Here is a 15362-nt window from a genome sequence, read left to right on the forward strand (position 1 = left end):
ACACTGCCCGCTGACGGATAGCGGGGTCACGAGTCGTCCTCCCCGTCCGGCTGGCTTCTGAGGACGCAGACCGGTTCGAGCGGTTCCCCGGCGAGGGGGCGCTCCCCCTGGCCCTGGAGGAGATCGCGATCCGGCTGAACCCAGCCCAAGGCCTCGCCGGAATGGACAGGCACACCAGGCTGGGACTCCGCCTGCGGGACCTGATGGCCGACCGAGCCGACCTGGCCCCCGTGCTCGCCGAGCACCAGGCCCGGCTCAACCGCACCAGGTGGGAGGTGTATCAGGTCCAGCGCGCGGTGACCGGACCCACGAGTTCAGCTCGGCGGATCCTCGCCTGGTGCCGATCTCGAACGTGCCCTCCTGCCGCGGTTTCCTTGGCGGGGCGGGCTCGCGATGGGCGCATTCGGCGGGGAAGCCGCCGAGGTGGTGGCGCCATTGCCCGTCGGCGTAGAGCGTCGGCCGGTGGCAGTGCGGGCACGCGGAGACGTCGACGATCTCGGTGAAGGCCGGCGGGTGGCCACCGGTGGGGTGGGCGGGCCCGTCGGTGCGGCCTGCCCACCCCGGTTGGTCACCCGGTTGCGACGATCTCGTTCACGATCCATGCTCCGAGTTCTTCGGTCATGGTGGTGTGTCCTTCGTTGCGGCCGGCGCAGGCGAAGGCGTCGAGTTCGCTGTGGTCCGGTGTGATCGGACGGTAGAGCGCCTTGGGGTCGTTGATGTCGCCGGCGGCGGCGGCGCTGATGCTGGGGATGAAGCAGGACGTGCTGATGACGTCCGGGTCCACGGTGTTGCCCAGCAGCGCCATGAGGAGAGCGGCCAGGCCGAAGCTGCCGGTGTCGCCCGTGGGGGAGGCCAGGGTGAACAGGCCTCCGGGAGCGCCGTCGATGTCGGGCAGTCCGTTGGTGCGCACCGAGGTCGGCTGTTCACCTGTCTTCTGCAGGCGCGCGACGACCTGCTCACCCTGGGCCTGGGTCTTGAGCCATGTGTCGTTCAGCGTGGCACCGTTGCACTTGACCGCGGTCGCGTCGGCCTTGACGCCGTTGCCGGTGCCGGTGTCCACGCCGTTGGCGACACCGATCTTGCGGAGGTTTCGCGGCCATCCCCCGAGCTCGTCGAGCGCTTGGAGGAACGTCACCCGCTCTGGTGCTTCCTTCGGGGTGTCGCCGACCTTTTCGATGTGCCAGCGCGCCATCTGCTTGGCGGCGGGGCTGTTGAGCAGCCCGGAGAACTGGCGCAGGACGGGGCCCAGGCCGTCGGTGTCGCCCCAGTTGTCCGTGGCGAAGTGGGTGAATGCCTGAAGGGAGATGGGCAGCCATGCGCCGTTGTGGGGGGTGTCGTAGGAGAGGTAGATGTCCGTCTCGTGGTCGGGAAGCTCGGGGTCTTGCTCCATTTTGGCCAGCGCGTAGCGGGTGACCAGTCCGCCCATGCTGAATCCGCCCACGGTCAGCTTCGCCCTGCCCACCCGCTCGGCGATGGCCCGCCGGATGCAGTCGATGGCGGTGTCGGCGTTGTCCGTGATCGAGGCCGTCCGGTCGTCGTAGCCGAGGATGATCACGTCGCGGCCGGTCGCGTGGAGTTCGGAGACGAAGCGGTAGTCGCCGTTTTCCTCCAGCCCATTCCAGAGCTGGTCGAGGTTGCTCGACCCGACGGAGAAGCCATCGGAGAGGATGACGGGCCTGATGAGCTGCCTGCGGTTCAGCGGGCTGTAGTAGACCCAGGCCGTTCCGCCGGGGAGGGGCCATTCGTCATGTGGTTCTGGCGCGGGGGGAAAGGAGGCACGGGGCCCTGGGGCGACCGGGCCCCAGACGTCAACGACGGGTGCGGACATGATCAGTTGACTCCTTGAGTAGGTCGCGGAGCAACCGAACGACCGGCCCCCGCGCAAGCGCCGCGAGATCGGCACCTCCTACCAGCATAGTCACATAAAGTATTCAATCCAGCACGGAGAGCGACAAGGCTGGTGTCGTCCTCCTGACGGGCTCCACATCTGAAAGACCGCGATGACAGGGAGTTTCACTGACCTGCGGGAACCCCGTTAACGCCGGATTCCGGTCCAAATCTCTCTGCCCCCCGACCCGGAGCACGATGTGGGAGCCGAGCCGTTCCTCGACCGGCCGGCCGGTGTCGGCGTAGATCTCCCGGCCGTGGCTGTCGCGGTGGGTCCTTACGTCGCGGCGGGGGAGCGATGAGAGATGGGCGGGTGCTGGTGTCTTGCGTGGCAGTGGTCATCCAGGCTGCTCCTTGCCCCAGTAGCACCTCATGAACAGAGACAGTGCTGGGCGTGCTCTGCGGCCTCGCGCGACCGGGCGACGTATGCGACCGCGCCGAAGCCGGCGCCGTGGCACAGCCAGACCTGTGTGCACCGCCGGCGAAAGATCTTTAGGGGAACCGGCACGGGATGTGGGCGTGGGGCGCCGGGAATCGGCGGGCTGACCTGGTGCTGTCGCGGGCCATGTGACGATGGGCCGTTCGCGGGGAATAGTCTCAAGTCACTGTGGGACTTTACAGCGAGCACGATCAGGCGAGATGGGTGCCGGAGCCGCCCGGCAACCCCGAGCGCGGTGTGTTCGAGCGCGACCGCGCGAGGGTGCTGCACTCCTCCGCGCTGCGGCGGCTGGCGGCCAAGACCCAGGTGGTCGGGCCGGGCGAGACACTGGGCAACGGGCAGCACATCCCGCGCACCCGGCTCACCCACTCGCTGGAGTGCGCGCAGATCGGGCGCGAGATGGGCAAGGCGCTCGGCCGTGACCCCGACCTGGTCGAGACCGCGTGCCTGGCACACGACCTGGGCCATCCGCCGTTCGGGCACAACGGCGAGGCGGTGCTCGACGAGCTGGCCGCCCCGTGCGGCGGCTTCGAGGGCAACGCGCAGAGCCTGCGGCTGCTGACCAGGCTCGAAGCCAAGGTGGTCACGGAAGACGGTCGCAGCGCCGGGCTCAACCTGACCAGGGCCGCCCTCGACGCCGCCTCGAAGTATCCCTGGCCGCGCGAGTCGCGGCGATCGTACGGCGTCTACGCCGACGACCTGCCCGTCTTCGACTGGCTGAGGGAGGGCGCGCCGCCGGGAAGGGTGAGCTTCGAGGCGCAGATCATGGACTGGGCCGACGACGTCGCCTACTCGGTCCACGATCTGGAGGACGCGCTGCACTCCGGGCACGTCACCCTCGGCGCGCTCCGGTCGCCGGTCGAGCGGGCCGAGGTCTGCGAGCGCACCATCGGGTGGTACGCGCCGGACGCCGGCCTCGCCGAGCTGGAGGCCGCGCTCGACCGCCTGTCCGCCGCGCCGTACTGGCCGCGGCACTTCGACGGCACGCTCGCCGACCTGGCCGCGCTCAAGGGCCTCACCAGCGCGCTCATCGGCAGGCTGTGCAGGTCCGCGCAGCTCGCGACGACGGAGCGGTACGGCGCGCGGCCGGGGCGTTACGACGCCGATCTGGTGGTCCCCAGGGAGACCAGGCTGGAGTGCGCCGTGCTGAAGGGGATCACCGCGCACTACGTGATGTGCAGCGACGACCACAACGCCAAGCAGGCCCGCCAGCGGGAGCTGATCGCCGAGCTGAGTGCGATGATCATGCTCGGCGCGCCGGGCACCCTGGAGCCCGCGTTACAGCCGGCCTTCACCCGGGCGCCCGACGACGCGGGCCGGATCCGGGTGGTCATCGACCAGATCGCCTCGCTCACCGACACCTCCGCGGTGAGCTGGCACAGCCGCCTGACCCGCTGACCCGCGCCCGGGTTCCGTCCGGTGCGGGAGCGCGCCCCCGCACCGGCGAGCCCGGCTCAGTCCGGGGCCGGGCCCGAGCGGAGGCCGGCCGGGTCGCTCGTCACGGGTTCGAGCACGCTCGGCTGCGGTCGCGGCTCCACGGGCTTCGGCGGCTTCCGCTCCTCCGGCTTGTTCGACGGGGAAGTGGCCGGCCTGCTCGCGCACAGCGTCCGGCACTGCGGGGTGGCGCCGGCCTTGCGCCTGATCTTCAGCATCTCGTCCCTGGGCGAGAGCGTGGGGTTGCCGTCGTGCCAGGCGTCCAGATAGTCCCAGGGCTCGACCATGCCCCTGCGCACCCACCACAGACCCGGGCCGGTCTTCCAGGAGATCGCGAAGTAGAGGTTGCTCGCGGTGTCGCGGGCGTTGCCCGAGTTGCCGATCTGGCCGAGAGTCTGTCCCACCTTGACCTTCGTGCCGGGCTTGATCCCGGGGGACACGGAGTCGAGATGGCCGCCCAGGTAGCGCACGCCGTCCTTGCCGATGACGGTCACGAACAGGCCTTCGCGCTGGGCACCCCGGTCGGTGGCGGCCGACCAGCGGTTCTGTGTGTTCACCTCGTCGACCGTGCCGTCCACGGGGGAGACGAAGGCGCAGCCCTTGTCGGCCCAGATGGTGGTCTTGGGCAGGATGAGCAGCTTCCTCGAATAGCTGGCCTTGCAGTCCTTCACCGGGAAGGCGTAGGCGAACTTCGAGATCTTCGGCGGGGGCACCCGTACCGGCTCCTCACCCGCCGGGCGCTGTACGGACGCCTGCGGGCCACCCGAGGGGGTCGCCTGGGGGATGGTGGCGATCACCGAGTCCGGGGCCTGGGCCACCGCCTCGGCGCCCGCCGCGGCAGGCACGCCGGCCACGCCGCCGGCCGTCCCGCAGGCGCTGGTGAGTAACAGCGCGCCCGTCACAACCGCCAGATGCCCGAGATATCCCGATCGCATGTGCTCCACCCGCGTACGTTATCCACATTCAGACCCTCCATTTGTAACCGACTGCCGCATTGGTCATGACCTGTTCAGGGAAGTCCGGGCACGATCTGTCGGACGACGCCAATAGACTCGCGACGTGGCCGGTAGGATCAGTGACGACGACATCGCGCTCGTTCGCGAGCGCTCACCGATCGAAGAGGTGGTCGGCGAGCACACGCAGCTGCGCAACGCCGGCGGCGGCAACCTCAAGGGATTGTGCCCCTTCCACGACGAGAAGAGCCCGTCCTTCAACGTCACGCCCGCCCGCGGCTACTGGTACTGCTTCGGGTGCGCGGAGGGCGGCGACGTCATCACGTTCGTCCGCCGGCTGGAGCACCTGACCTTCTCCGAGGCGATCGAGCGCCTCGCCGCGCGGGCCGGCATCCAGCTCCGCTACGAGCAGGGCGGTTACGTGCCGGGCCGGGAGCACGGCGAGCGCACCAGGCTCATCGACGCGCACCGGGCGGCGGCCGAATACTACGCGGAGCAGCTCGGCGGGGCCGAGGCCGCGCCGGGGCGCAGGTTCCTGTCCGAGCGGGGATTCGAGCGGGTCGACGCCGAGCAGTTCGGGATCGGATTCGCCCCTCCCGACTGGGACCGGCTCGCCAGACACCTGATGGGCCGCGGCTTCTCGGCCGCCGAGCTGATCAAGGGCGGCCTGGCGAGAGAGGGCAGAAGAGGCCCGGTGGACCGGTTCCGGGGGCGGCTGGTCTGGCCGATCCGCGAGATCACCGGCGAGGTGATCGGCTTCGGCGCGCGCAAACTGCTCGACAGTGACGACGGTCCGAAATACCTGAACACGCCCGAAAGTCCGCTCTACCACAAGGGCTCCGTACTCTACGGGATCGACCTGGCCAAGCGCGAGATCTCCAAGCGTTCCCAGGCCGTGATCGTCGAGGGATACACCGACGTGATGGCCTGCCATCTGTCCGGGGTGCCGACCGCGGTGGCCACCTGCGGCACCTCCTTCGGCGAAGACCACATTAAGGTCCTGCGCCGGCTGCTGCTCGACCAGGCGGAGTTCAGGGGCGAGGTCGTCTTCACCTTCGACGGCGACTCGGCCGGGCAGAAGGCGGCGCTGCGCGCGTTCGCCGACGAGCAGAAGTTCGTCACCCAGACCTTCGTGGCGGTCCAGCCCGACGGGCTCGACCCGTGCGACCTGCGGGTCAAGCACGGAGACGCCGCGGTCAGGGAGCTGATCGCGACCAGGGAGCCGCTGTTCGCCTTCGCCGTGCGGAGCATGATCGCCCGCTACGACCTGGCGACCAACGAGGGCAAGCTGGCCGCGCTCGACGCCGCGGCGCCCGTCATCGCCTCGATCAAGGACCGCGCCCTCCGCCAGATGTACGCGGTCGACCTCGACCGCTGGCTCGGCTTCATGAACGAGCGGCTCGTCGTCGAACGGATCACCGAGGTGGCCGCCAGGCTCACTCCGCCGCGCCGGGGCGAGGAGCGCGGGCGGGGTGAGGAACGCGGGCGGGCCGAGGGGCGCGGGCGGGCCAGGCCCGAGCCGAAGCAGCAGGCCGATCCCGCCGATCCGGGCGTCCGGGTCGAGGCGGAGGTCCTCAAGCTGGCCGTACAGCGTCCCGCACTGCTCGGCCCGGGCTTCGACGCGCTCGGCCCGCAGGCGTTCACCCTGCCGGAGCACGTCCGGATCTACGCCTGGATCCTGGGGGCCGGCGGCGTCGCGCAGGCGGGGCCCGGCGGCAGGGAGTGGGTCGACCACCTCCTCAACGGCGTGGAGGACACCCTCCGCCCGGTGATCACCCGTCTGGCGGTGGAAGGACTGCGCGCCGAGGTCCAGAACGAGGAGAGGTACGGCGGGGCCATGCTCGCGGCGCTGGAGGCGATCTCCGTCGACCGGGCCATCGCGCTGGTGAAGTCGCGCCTGCAGCGGCTCAACCCGGTCGAGGAGCAGCAGGACTACAACCGGCTCTTCGGTGAGCTCGTCGCGCTGGAGCAGCAGCGGCGGGTGCTGCGCGACCGCGCGGCGGGCAGCGCCTGACCCGGTCGCCGGGCAGCGGCCACCCTCGGTTCACGGCACGGCCATCGACACTGAACGCGTAATCGGCATTACTTTCCTGCTTATGCCTCTGCCAAACCTTTGACAGATCTCGTTTTGGTAATGACGTGAACCTTACCTTCGGTGACAAAAATAGGTCTGCCGTTTTACACGCCCAATACAGCAGACTGTGTTCCGTGGGTGCATCGGTGCTGCCAAGTGGGCCGCCATCGGTAGACCAGGTGGCGGACCTTGTGGCGAAGGGAAGGGAGCGCGGGAGCGTCACTGTCGAAGACGTGGCCGCCGCGCTTGACCGGTCCGAGTTGCCGTCCGACGCGCTGGAGCGCGTGGTGCGGATGCTCGCTGAGCACGGAGTGGAGGTCCTTGAGCCGCAGGGCGACGAGGAGCCCGCCCGGCCCGATGAGGAGGACGTCAGCAAAAGGGCGCCAACGAGTGATCTCGTACGCATCTACCTGCGGGAGATCGGCAGGGTGCCCCTGTTGACGGCCGAGGAGGAGGTGGAGCTCGCCAAGTCGATCGAGGCGGGGTTGTTCGCGGAGGACAAGCTGGGCGGCGGTGTCGCACGGCTGGCCTTCCCGGAGTTCCGGGAGCTCGTCTGGGACGGCACGCGCGCGAAGCAGCGGCTGATCGAGGCCAATCTGAGGCTCGTGGTGTCGATCGCCAAGCGATATGTCGGCCGCGGGATGTTGTTCCTCGATCTGATCCAGGAAGGCAATCTCGGGCTCATCCGCGCAGTCGAGAAATTCGACTACACCAAGGGTTACAAGTTTTCCACCTACGCCACCTGGTGGATTCGTCAGGCGATCACCCGCGCGATCGCCGACCAGGCGCGCACCATTCGAATTCCGGTGCACATGGTGGAAACGATCAACAAGCTGGTCCGGGTCCAGCGGCAGTTACACCAGGATCTCGGCCGTGAACCCGCGCCCGAGGAGATCGCGCTGGAGATGGATCTGCCGGTCGACCGGGTGGTCGAGATCCAGCGGATCGCCCAGGAGCCCGTCTCGCTGCAGTCGCCGATCGGTGAGGAGGACTCCGACCTCGGAGACTTCATCGAGGACGCGGACGCGGTGGTGCCCATGGAGGCGGCCGCGTTCATCATGCTGCAGGACCAGCTCGACGACATCCTCGCCACGCTCTCGGACCGGGAACAGCGCATCATCCAGTTGCGCTTCGGGCTGTCCGACGGGCATCCGAGGACCCTGGAGGAGGTCGGCAGGGAGTTCGGCGTGACCAGGGAACGGATCCGGCAGATCGAGTCGAAGACCCTCGCCAAGCTCCGGCATCCGACCAGGGCGCAGATGCTCAGGGACTATCTCGACTGAGGTGGGAGCCGCTGTCTCCGGCGCAGGAGACGGCGGCTCCTGAGGATCTCCCAGGGCTGTTCACCCGGGGCGTCACGGCGCAGACTGGGGGGATGGACGCGCGGCCCGCAGTCGACGACGCCGCGCTCGGGCGCGAGGCGCTGGCGGTGCTCGACGCCAACTGGACCGGAACGGGCACCATGCCCGCCCCGGGCTTATACCCGCACCAGTGGAGCCTCGACTCGGCCTTCGTGGCCATCGGCCTGGCCCGCGCCGACCCGGGCAGGGCGCACGCCGAGCTGATCAGTCTCTTCGACGGCCAGTGGCGCACCGGCATGGTGCCGCACGTCGTCTACCACACCGAGGGCGGCTACTTCCCCGGCCCGTCGCTGTGGCGCTCCCGCGACCGGCCGGCGGCTCCGCGCAGGGTGGCCACCTCCGGTCTCGTCCAGCCGCCGCTGGAGGCGTTCGCGGCGTGGTGGGTGTGGCGCCACGCCACCGACTCGGGCTCCGCCGCCGCCTTCGTCCGGCACGTCTACCCGATGCTCGCGGCCCAGCACCGCTATCTGGAGACCGCCCGCGACCTCGGCGGAGCGGGGCTGGCGGCGATCGTGCACCCGTGGGAGTCGGGCATGGACGACAGCCCGGCCTGGGACGAGCCGCTGGGCGCCCTCCCCGCGGTCCGCTACGGCTATCTGCGCGATGATCTGCCCGCTCGCCACCCCGACAACCACCACGACCGCTACGTCTGGCTGGCGCTGCGTTACCGCGACTCCGGCTACGACCCCTCCTACCTTCGCCACGACCATCCCTTCGCGGTCGAGGACCCGATGTTCAACGCCATCTGGCTGGCCTCCTGCGAGGCGATGGCCGAGCTGGCGCCGCTCGCGGGCGCCGACCCCCGGCCGCAGCTGGAGGCGGCCGAGCGGATCAGGCACGCGCTGGCCGCCCGCCTGTGGGACGGCCTCTACTTCGCCCGTGACCTGAGGACGGACAAGCTGATCCCGGTCGCCACCGTGGGCTCCTTCACTCCGTTGCTCGACCCGCGCCTCGCGCCGGAGCACGTCGGCGCGCTGCTGACCACGCTGGAGTCGGGCAGGTTCATGGGCGCGGCCGGCTACCCGGTGCCGAGCTGCGAGATCCGGTCCCCGCGGTTCGACAGGTCCAACTACTGGCGCGGTCCCTCCTGGGTGAACACCAACTGGCTGCTGCGGCACGCGGCGGGCCTGCACGGCCGGCCGGAGCTCGCGCGGGTCCTTTCGGCCTGCACCCTGCGGCTCGTACGGCAGGCCGGTTTCCGCGAGTGCTTCGACCCCTTCGACGGCACCGGCCGCGGCTGCCGTGACTTCTCCTGGTCGGCGGCGCTCACCCTGGATCTGCTCGCCGATAACGTGGAGCCATGAGGTTCCCCTTCGGCTCGCGCCGGCTGCCCGCCGATGTCACGACGGATCCCGGCGACCGGGTGCTCACGCACGGGGCGGCCGCCGGCGGCGGCCACGTGGTGGTCACCGACAAGGCGCTCTACCTGCCAGGGGGCGTCCGCCTGCCGTGGCACACGATCGACCGGGCCGCGTGGGACGAGGACGGCCTGCGGATCTCCACCACCTCGGGCGACCACCACTCGGTGTCGCTGCCCGAGCCCGGCAGACTGCCGGAGGCCGTCCGGGAGCGGGTGACGGCCGCCATCCTGGTCAGCCGCTACGTGCCGCTGACCGATCGCGGGGGAGTGCGGTTCATCGCCCGCAGGACGCCCGACAGCGACGAACCCGTCTGGGACCTGCTCTTCGACCCCGGCCTCGACCCCGCCGACCCCGGCCTGCGCGCGCTCGCCGAGCAGTCGCTGGAGGAGGTACGGCGCAGCATGGGCGTGTGAAGGGCCCGACTCGGGGCCCTTCACACGCCGCCCTCAGAACGGCGTGCTCGGCTCGGCGGTCTTCTCGCTCTTCTCGCCCGGCCAGCCCGTGCCGGTCGGGTCGCCGGCCCGGTCGCCGTTGTTCCGGTGCAGGAACGGCACGCGGTCGCCCAGCACGCCGCCCGCCTTGCTCTTGGCCAGGCCCGCGGCCTTCGAGAGCTGCGCGCCGAACAGGCCCGCGGCCTCCTGAACCGAGGGATTGTCGGCGACACGCCGGGCCGTTCGTTTGATCTGCTCGTAACGCTCGCGTCCGGCCCGGCTGCCCAGCACGTAGCCGACCGCCAGCCCGATGGCGAACATCGCTCGGTAACGCATCTTCTCCACCTCCGCCTGTTGCTGGCCCCCTACCCCGGGTGCGCCGCTCCACCCCGGATCTACCCGGCGGACAATGTGGAACACGCACCCGTGGATGTGCGCTAATCTAGTTCCGCACGCCGCAGGCAGGGCCGAAAGGTTCCAGCCGGCTGGTGGGCAGGTGCGATCCCGTGTAGCTCAATCGGCAGAGCAGCCGGCTGTTAACCGGCAGGTTAGAGGTTCGAGTCCTCTCGCGGGAGCCACACTCGAAGAACCCTTGGGATCTTTCCCAGGGGTTCTTTCGCGTTCCCACCCCTTCTGAACAGCGATTTTATTGGTTTGCACGACAAATCATGGAAAATCACAGAAGATGTCATATGCCACAGGCGTCTCCGCTGGCCCGTGGCCGCCGCGGTAAATGGACATGATCGCAACGGGGGACAAGGCCGTTGCGCGAAGGGTCTCGGCGCCGCCCGGAACGGTGACGCGGCCCGCGAACAGAGTGTGGACGGTTCTTACGTGCTTACCTGGCGAAGGTCCCGGCCCGACGGGTCGGAACCGGCCGAAGGTGATGTCGATGGTGGCCGCGGAGCCGAACCCGCGTGCCCGGTACGCGGGGAGGCGGGGGCGGGTCGACCGCCGGCCGCTCCGCCCGCCGGCGACCGGCCCCCGGGCACGGCCGACCTTGCGGCGGCCGGCGAGTTCCTCAAGCTCTTCTACCTCGAGAACCCGCAGGCCGGCTCGATCAGGCCGCGGGTGCGCGAGGTTCGGGCCCAGATCGACGACACCGGCACCTACACGCACACGCCGCAGGAGCTCGCCTACGGCGCCAGGGTGGCCTGGCGCAACAGCAGCAGGTGCATCGGCCGCCTCTACTGGAAGTCGATGCGCGTGCGCGACCGCAGGCACGTCGACACGCCCGAGGGCATCGCCGTGGAATCGGTCGGCCACCTGCGGGAGAGCGCGACCCGAGGCAAGATCAGGCCGACGATCACGGTGTTCGCCCCGGAGCGGCCGGGCGTCCCGGGGCCGCGCATCTGGAACGAGCAGCTCATCAGGTACGCGGGCTACCGCAGGCGGGACGGCACCTTGCTCGGCGACCCGCGCAACGCCGTCCTCACCGAAGCGGTACGCCGGCATGGCTGGCGAGGCGGCCCGGGCACGCCGTTCGACGTGCTGCCCATGGTGGTCACCGGGGGCGACGGGCGGACCCTGCTGGCCACGATCCCCGGCGACGCCGTGCTGGAGGTCGAGCTGAGTCATCCGTCCTACCCGTGGTTCGCCGGGCTCGGCCTGCGCTGGCACGCCGTACCGGCGATCTCGAACATGGCTCTGGAGATCGGCGGGGTCCGCTACCCGTGCGCGCCCTTCAACGGGTGGTACATGGGCACCGAGATCGGCGCGCGCAACCTGGCCGACGCGGACCGCTACGACATGTTGCCGGTCATCGCCGAGCGGCTGGGGCTGGACACCTCCTCGGAACGCTCGCTGTGGCGTGACCACGCGCTGGTGGAGCTCAACGTGGCGGTGCTGCACTCCTTCGACAAGGCCGAGGTCACGATCAGCGACCACCACACCGAGTCGCGCCGCTTCCTGACCCACCTGGAGCGCGAGGAGCTGGCGGGCCGGGTCTGCCCGGCCGACTGGAGCTGGATCGTTCCGCCGATGTCGGGCGCGGCCACGCCCGTCTTCCACCGGTACTACGACGACGTGCAGCTTTCGCCCGCCTTCGTGCATCATGCGGACGGCCTGCCGTCCGGCATCTGACCGGGCGGCGGCCACGAGGCGCTCAGGACGGCCGTGGCGGCCCTGGCGCGGGTGAGCCCGCCGTGCCGTCGATCACGGCGCCGAAGCCGTCGAGCAGCCGCTGGAGGCCGAACTCGAAGATCTGGTCGAGGTCGAGGCCGAACTCGCCGGCCCGGCCCTTGACGTCGGTGAACGCCGGGAACGAGCCCGAGGCGAGGGCCGCCTCGAACACCGGGCCCTGCGCGCTGAACCACTCTTCGATGGACTGCCCGGTGTCCTGTTCCGCCTCGGCTTCGGACTGGAGGTTCACGGCGGTGCCGCGCACGTAGCTGACCAGGGTGAAGTGCATGTAGAACATCGTGGGCGGATCCAGGCCGAGCCCGTCCAGCGCGCGGATCGCCCACTCGCCGTAGGCGAGCAGGTTGGGCTGTGCCTGCGGGCGGGTCAGCGACAGGAGACTCACCAGCCAGGGGTGCCGCCGGTAGACGCCCCACTGCTGACGGGCGCCCACCTCCAGTCGCTCCCGCCACCCGGCCGGCGGGTCCGGGGGAAAGTCGATCTCGCCGAACGCGGCGTCGGTCATGAGCTCCGCCAGCTCCGCCTTCGTGCGCACGTGGCGGTACAGGGACATGGTGGCGACACCGAGCTCGGCCGCGACGGCGCGCATGGACAGCGCCGTGAACTCCTGGGTGTCGGCGATCGAGATCGCCGCGCGCACGATGCGGTCGCGGCCCAGTTCGCGATCGGTCCTGCGGGCCGGCCGCCGTTCCTCGGGAGGGGCGGCGGGGGTGGCCACCACGGTGCCGGTGCGCGGCACGGTCGTGACGAGACCCTCCTGGCTCAGCGTGGCCAGCACCTTGGTGGCGGTCGCCATCGCGACCCCCCACTCCCGCGTGATGTGGCGGGTCGAGGGCACCCGGTCGCCGGGCCGCAGCTCGCCGGAGACGATCCGGCGCCGGATCTCGCCCACGATCCGAAGGTACGGCGGGTCGGGCCGCGTCATGGCTGTACTAGTGCAGACATGCGATCGAGATTATCAGCACTAGTGCAGTAGGGCAGATTTATGGCCTTTTAACAGCGAATATAGCGAAGGGAGGCAAAGTTATGTACGTTGTACGCATCTGCTGGCAACAAGACGAGGAACCAGGATGAACCGCTATCTGGAAGGCTCTTTCGCTCCCGTGGCCGAGGAGGTGACGGCATACGACCTGCCCGTGACCGGGCGCGTCCCCGCCGACCTGGACGGCCGCTATCTTCGGATGGGGCCCAACCCGATCGGCGTGGAGGACCCCGCCGCGCACGTCTGGGCGCTGGGCGAGGGAATGGTTCACGGCGTGCGGCTGCGCGACGGGCGGGCCGAGTGGTACCGCAACCGCTGGGTCAGGTCCTCACTCGTCGCCGACGCCCTCGGCGAGCCCCGGGGCGCCGTGCCTCCGGGCGGGATGCCGGACCTCGCTCCCAACATCCACGTGCTCCGGCACGCGGGCCGTACGGTCGCCCTCAGCGAGGCGGGGATCCGCCCCTACGAGCTGAGCTACGAACTGGACACCGTGGGCCCGTGCGACCTCGGCGCGATCCCCGGCGGCTTCACCGCGAACGCCCACTCGAAGCATGATCCGCGCACGGGTGAGCTGCACTCCCTCGCCTACATCGCCGGTGTGGACACCGTGTGGCACATCGTCACGGACGCCACGGGGGTGGTCACGGCCTCGACCGCCGTCGAGGTGCCCGGGTCGCCGTTCATGCACGACTTCGCGATCACCGAGAACCACGTGGTCCTCTACGACGTGCCGGTGACCCTCGACATGAAGCTGGCGATGTCCGGGGAGAGCGCGCCGTACTCCTGGAACGAGGGCCATCCCGCCAGGGTGGGGGTGCTGCCCAGGGCCGGCGGCGAGGTCCGCTGGCTGCCGATCGACCCCTGTCACGTGAGCCACACGCTGAACGCCTACGAGGACGGCTCGACGATCGTCGTCGACCTGGTCAGGTTCCACAACCCGTTCGACGTGGCGAACCCGGGCGGCATCCTGCCCACGCTGGACCGCTGGACGATCGACCTCGCCGCGGGCACGGTCGACCAGCGGACGATCGACGACCGCCCGCAGGACTTCCCCCGGGTGAACGACGCCTTCCAGTCGCGCCCCCACCGCTACGGCTACTCCTCGGCCACGGCCCTCTACGACGCCCCCTTCCGGCTCGGCGCGGACCCCTCGGACGGCTACTTCACCAACGCGCTGGTCAAGCACGACCTGGTCCGCGGTGCCACCGAGGTGTACGGCTTCGCCGGGGACGCCGCGGTCGGGGAGGCCGTGTTCGTCCCGCGCGCGGGGGGCGTCGCGGAGGACGACGGCTATCTCATGGCCTACGTGCACGCCCCCGACCGTGGCGCGGCCGACCTGGTGATCATGTCGGCGCAGGATCTCGCGGGCGGGCCGCTGGCGCGGATCCAGCTGCCCGTCAGGGTTCCGCTCGGGCTGCACGGCAACTGGGTGCCGGACGCGTGACCTTCGCCGGTGAGGTGGCGTAATGTAGAACATTATTCGGTAATGGAAGGGGTGCGGGGATGCCGGAGCTGGTGCTCTCCTCGATCGACCAGGGTGTTCGAACGCTGACGTTCAACCGGCCCGAACGGCTCAACGCGTGGACCGAGGCGATGGGGCGGCGCTACTTCGACCTGCTCCAGGAGGCCGACGACGATCCGGCGGTGCGCGCCGTCGTCGTCACGGGGGCGGGCAAGGGCTTCTGCGCCGGCGCCGACTTCCAGACCCTGGCCGCCATCCAGAACGGCGAGCACCGGGCCGAGCCGGACGAACGGCCCAACACCTTCCCGATCTCGTTGCGCAAGCCGGTGGTCGCGGCCGTCAACGGCGCGTGCGCGGGGCTCGGCATGGTCCACGCACTGGTCTGCGACGTCGTCTTCACCGCGGACGACGCGAAGTGGACGACCGCGTTCGCCCGCCGCGGCCTGATCGCGGAGTACGGCCTGTCCTGGATCATGCCCCGGCTGATCGGTCAGGCCAGGGCGATGGACCTGCTGCTGTCCGGCCGTACGTTCAGCGGCGCCGAGGCGGGGGCGCTGGGCCTGGTCAGCCGCTCGGTGCCGGGGGAGCGGCTGGTCGAGGAGGCGACGGCCTACGCGCGCGAACTGGCCGTGCACAGCTCGCCCGCCTCGATGGCGGTCATGAAGCGCCAGATCTGGGGCGACTGGAACGAGACGCTCGACGACGCGACCGCGACGGCCAAGCGCCTCATGGTCGAGTCCTTCAAGCGACCCGACTTCGCCGAGGGCGTCGCCAGCTTCCTCGAACGCCGCGCCCCCGGCTTCCCCGCCCTGTAGAGGCGGTCGGTAGGGGCGGGTCCG

The 15362-nt window shown here is 70.2% G+C and carries 12 protein-coding genes and 1 tRNA gene; 9 read left to right on the top strand and 4 right to left on the bottom strand.

What is annotated here, in order from left to right; translation table 11 throughout:
* Positions 1–568: 568 nt before the first annotated feature.
* Positions 569–1828: an esterase/lipase family protein gene (locus MBA17_RS01845; protein WP_238494437.1), complete on the bottom strand. Its 1260-nt coding sequence runs from the start codon at positions 1826–1828 to the stop codon at positions 569–571.
* A gap of 666 nt (positions 1829–2494) precedes the next feature.
* On the opposite strand from MBA17_RS01845, the gene MBA17_RS01850 reads away from it, so the two are divergent.
* Positions 2495–3724 (top strand): deoxyguanosinetriphosphate triphosphohydrolase, encoded by a 1230-nt coding sequence (locus MBA17_RS01850; protein WP_238494438.1) that lies wholly within the window; start codon positions 2495–2497, stop codon positions 3722–3724.
* Positions 3725–3780: 56 nt separating this feature from the next.
* Here the strand turns inward: MBA17_RS01850 and MBA17_RS01855 are convergent, their stop codons facing one another.
* Positions 3781–4695, bottom strand: a complete 915-nt coding sequence (locus tag MBA17_RS01855) for a M23 family metallopeptidase (protein WP_238495020.1) — start codon at positions 4693–4695, stop codon at positions 3781–3783.
* Positions 4696–4819: 124 nt separating this feature from the next.
* Between MBA17_RS01855 and dnaG the strand changes: the two genes are divergently transcribed.
* The 4 genes from dnaG to MBA17_RS01875 all read left to right on the top strand — a co-directional run bounded on the left by dnaG (position 4820) and on the right by MBA17_RS01875 (position 9922).
* The gene (gene dnaG, locus MBA17_RS01860; protein ID WP_238494439.1) at positions 4820–6727 is read left to right on the top strand and encodes a DNA primase; all 1908 of its coding nucleotides are present in this window, start codon (positions 4820–4822) and stop codon (positions 6725–6727) included.
* A 206-nt stretch (positions 6728–6933) separates the two neighbouring features.
* On the top strand, positions 6934–8070 hold the full coding sequence (gene rpoD / locus MBA17_RS01865; RefSeq protein ID WP_238495021.1) for an RNA polymerase sigma factor RpoD: 1137 nt from the start codon (positions 6934–6936) through the stop codon (positions 8068–8070).
* Between the two features lie 92 nt (positions 8071–8162).
* Entirely contained in the window at positions 8163–9452 is a 1290-nt protein-coding gene (locus MBA17_RS01870) for an amylo-alpha-1,6-glucosidase (RefSeq protein ID WP_238494440.1), read from the top strand.
* Positions 9449–9922: a hypothetical protein gene (locus MBA17_RS01875; RefSeq protein ID WP_238494441.1), complete on the top strand. Its 474-nt coding sequence runs from the start codon at positions 9449–9451 to the stop codon at positions 9920–9922. Before MBA17_RS01870 ends, MBA17_RS01875 begins: the two co-directional genes overlap by 4 nt.
* A 33-nt stretch (positions 9923–9955) precedes the next feature.
* On the opposite strand, the gene MBA17_RS01880 is transcribed toward MBA17_RS01875, so the two are convergent.
* Entirely contained in the window at positions 9956–10276 is a 321-nt protein-coding gene (locus MBA17_RS01880; RefSeq protein ID WP_238494442.1) for a YtxH domain-containing protein, read from the bottom strand.
* 166 nt (positions 10277–10442) lie between these two features.
* On the opposite strand from MBA17_RS01880, the gene MBA17_RS01885 reads away from it, so the two are divergent.
* Together MBA17_RS01885 and MBA17_RS01890 are read left to right on the top strand one after the other, a co-directional pair.
* Positions 10443–10518: transfer RNA gene (locus MBA17_RS01885), tRNA-Asn, on the top strand.
* 256 nt (positions 10519–10774) lie between these two features.
* Positions 10775–12022, top strand: coding sequence for a nitric oxide synthase oxygenase (locus tag MBA17_RS01890; RefSeq protein WP_238494443.1), 1248 nt, complete (start codon positions 10775–10777; stop codon positions 12020–12022).
* Between the two features lie 22 nt (positions 12023–12044).
* Here MBA17_RS01890 and MBA17_RS01895 read toward each other — a convergent pair whose 3' ends face one another.
* Entirely contained in the window at positions 12045–13004 is a 960-nt protein-coding gene (locus MBA17_RS01895; protein WP_238494444.1) for a TetR/AcrR family transcriptional regulator C-terminal domain-containing protein, read from the bottom strand.
* 145 nt (positions 13005–13149) lie between these two features.
* On the opposite strand from MBA17_RS01895, the gene MBA17_RS01900 reads away from it, so the two are divergent.
* Positions 13150–14505: a carotenoid oxygenase family protein gene (locus MBA17_RS01900; protein WP_238494445.1), complete on the top strand. Its 1356-nt coding sequence runs from the start codon at positions 13150–13152 to the stop codon at positions 14503–14505.
* A gap of 59 nt (positions 14506–14564) precedes the next feature.
* Positions 14565–15338, top strand: a complete 774-nt coding sequence (locus MBA17_RS01905; protein WP_238494446.1) for an enoyl-CoA hydratase-related protein — start codon at positions 14565–14567, stop codon at positions 15336–15338.
* The last annotated feature ends 24 nt before the right edge of the window (positions 15339–15362 follow it).

This window comes from Dolomitihabitans soli, from assembly GCF_022213955.1.
In the GTDB taxonomy this organism is placed as follows: Bacteria; Actinomycetota; Actinomycetes; order Streptosporangiales; family Streptosporangiaceae; genus Streptosporangium_A; species Streptosporangium_A soli.

Excerpts from the sequence above, each read along its gene's own strand:
- MBA17_RS01845 (WP_238494437.1), bottom strand. The coding sequence starts at position 1,828 with ATGTCCGCACCCGTCGTTGACGTCTGGGGCCCGGTCGCCCCAGGGCCC.
- MBA17_RS01855 (WP_238495020.1), bottom strand. The coding sequence starts at position 4,695 with ATGCGATCGGGATATCTCGGGCATCTGGCGGTTGTGACGGGCGCGCTG.
- MBA17_RS01870 (WP_238494440.1), top strand. The coding sequence starts at position 8,163 with ATGGACGCGCGGCCCGCAGTCGACGACGCCGCGCTCGGGCGCGAGGCG.
- MBA17_RS01875 (WP_238494441.1), top strand. The coding sequence starts at position 9,449 with ATGAGGTTCCCCTTCGGCTCGCGCCGGCTGCCCGCCGATGTCACGACG.
- MBA17_RS01880 (WP_238494442.1), bottom strand. The coding sequence starts at position 10,276 with ATGCGTTACCGAGCGATGTTCGCCATCGGGCTGGCGGTCGGCTACGTG.
- MBA17_RS01895 (WP_238494444.1), bottom strand. The coding sequence starts at position 13,004 with ATGACGCGGCCCGACCCGCCGTACCTTCGGATCGTGGGCGAGATCCGG.
- MBA17_RS01900 (WP_238494445.1), top strand. The coding sequence starts at position 13,150 with ATGAACCGCTATCTGGAAGGCTCTTTCGCTCCCGTGGCCGAGGAGGTG.
- MBA17_RS01905 (WP_238494446.1), top strand. The coding sequence starts at position 14,565 with ATGCCGGAGCTGGTGCTCTCCTCGATCGACCAGGGTGTTCGAACGCTG.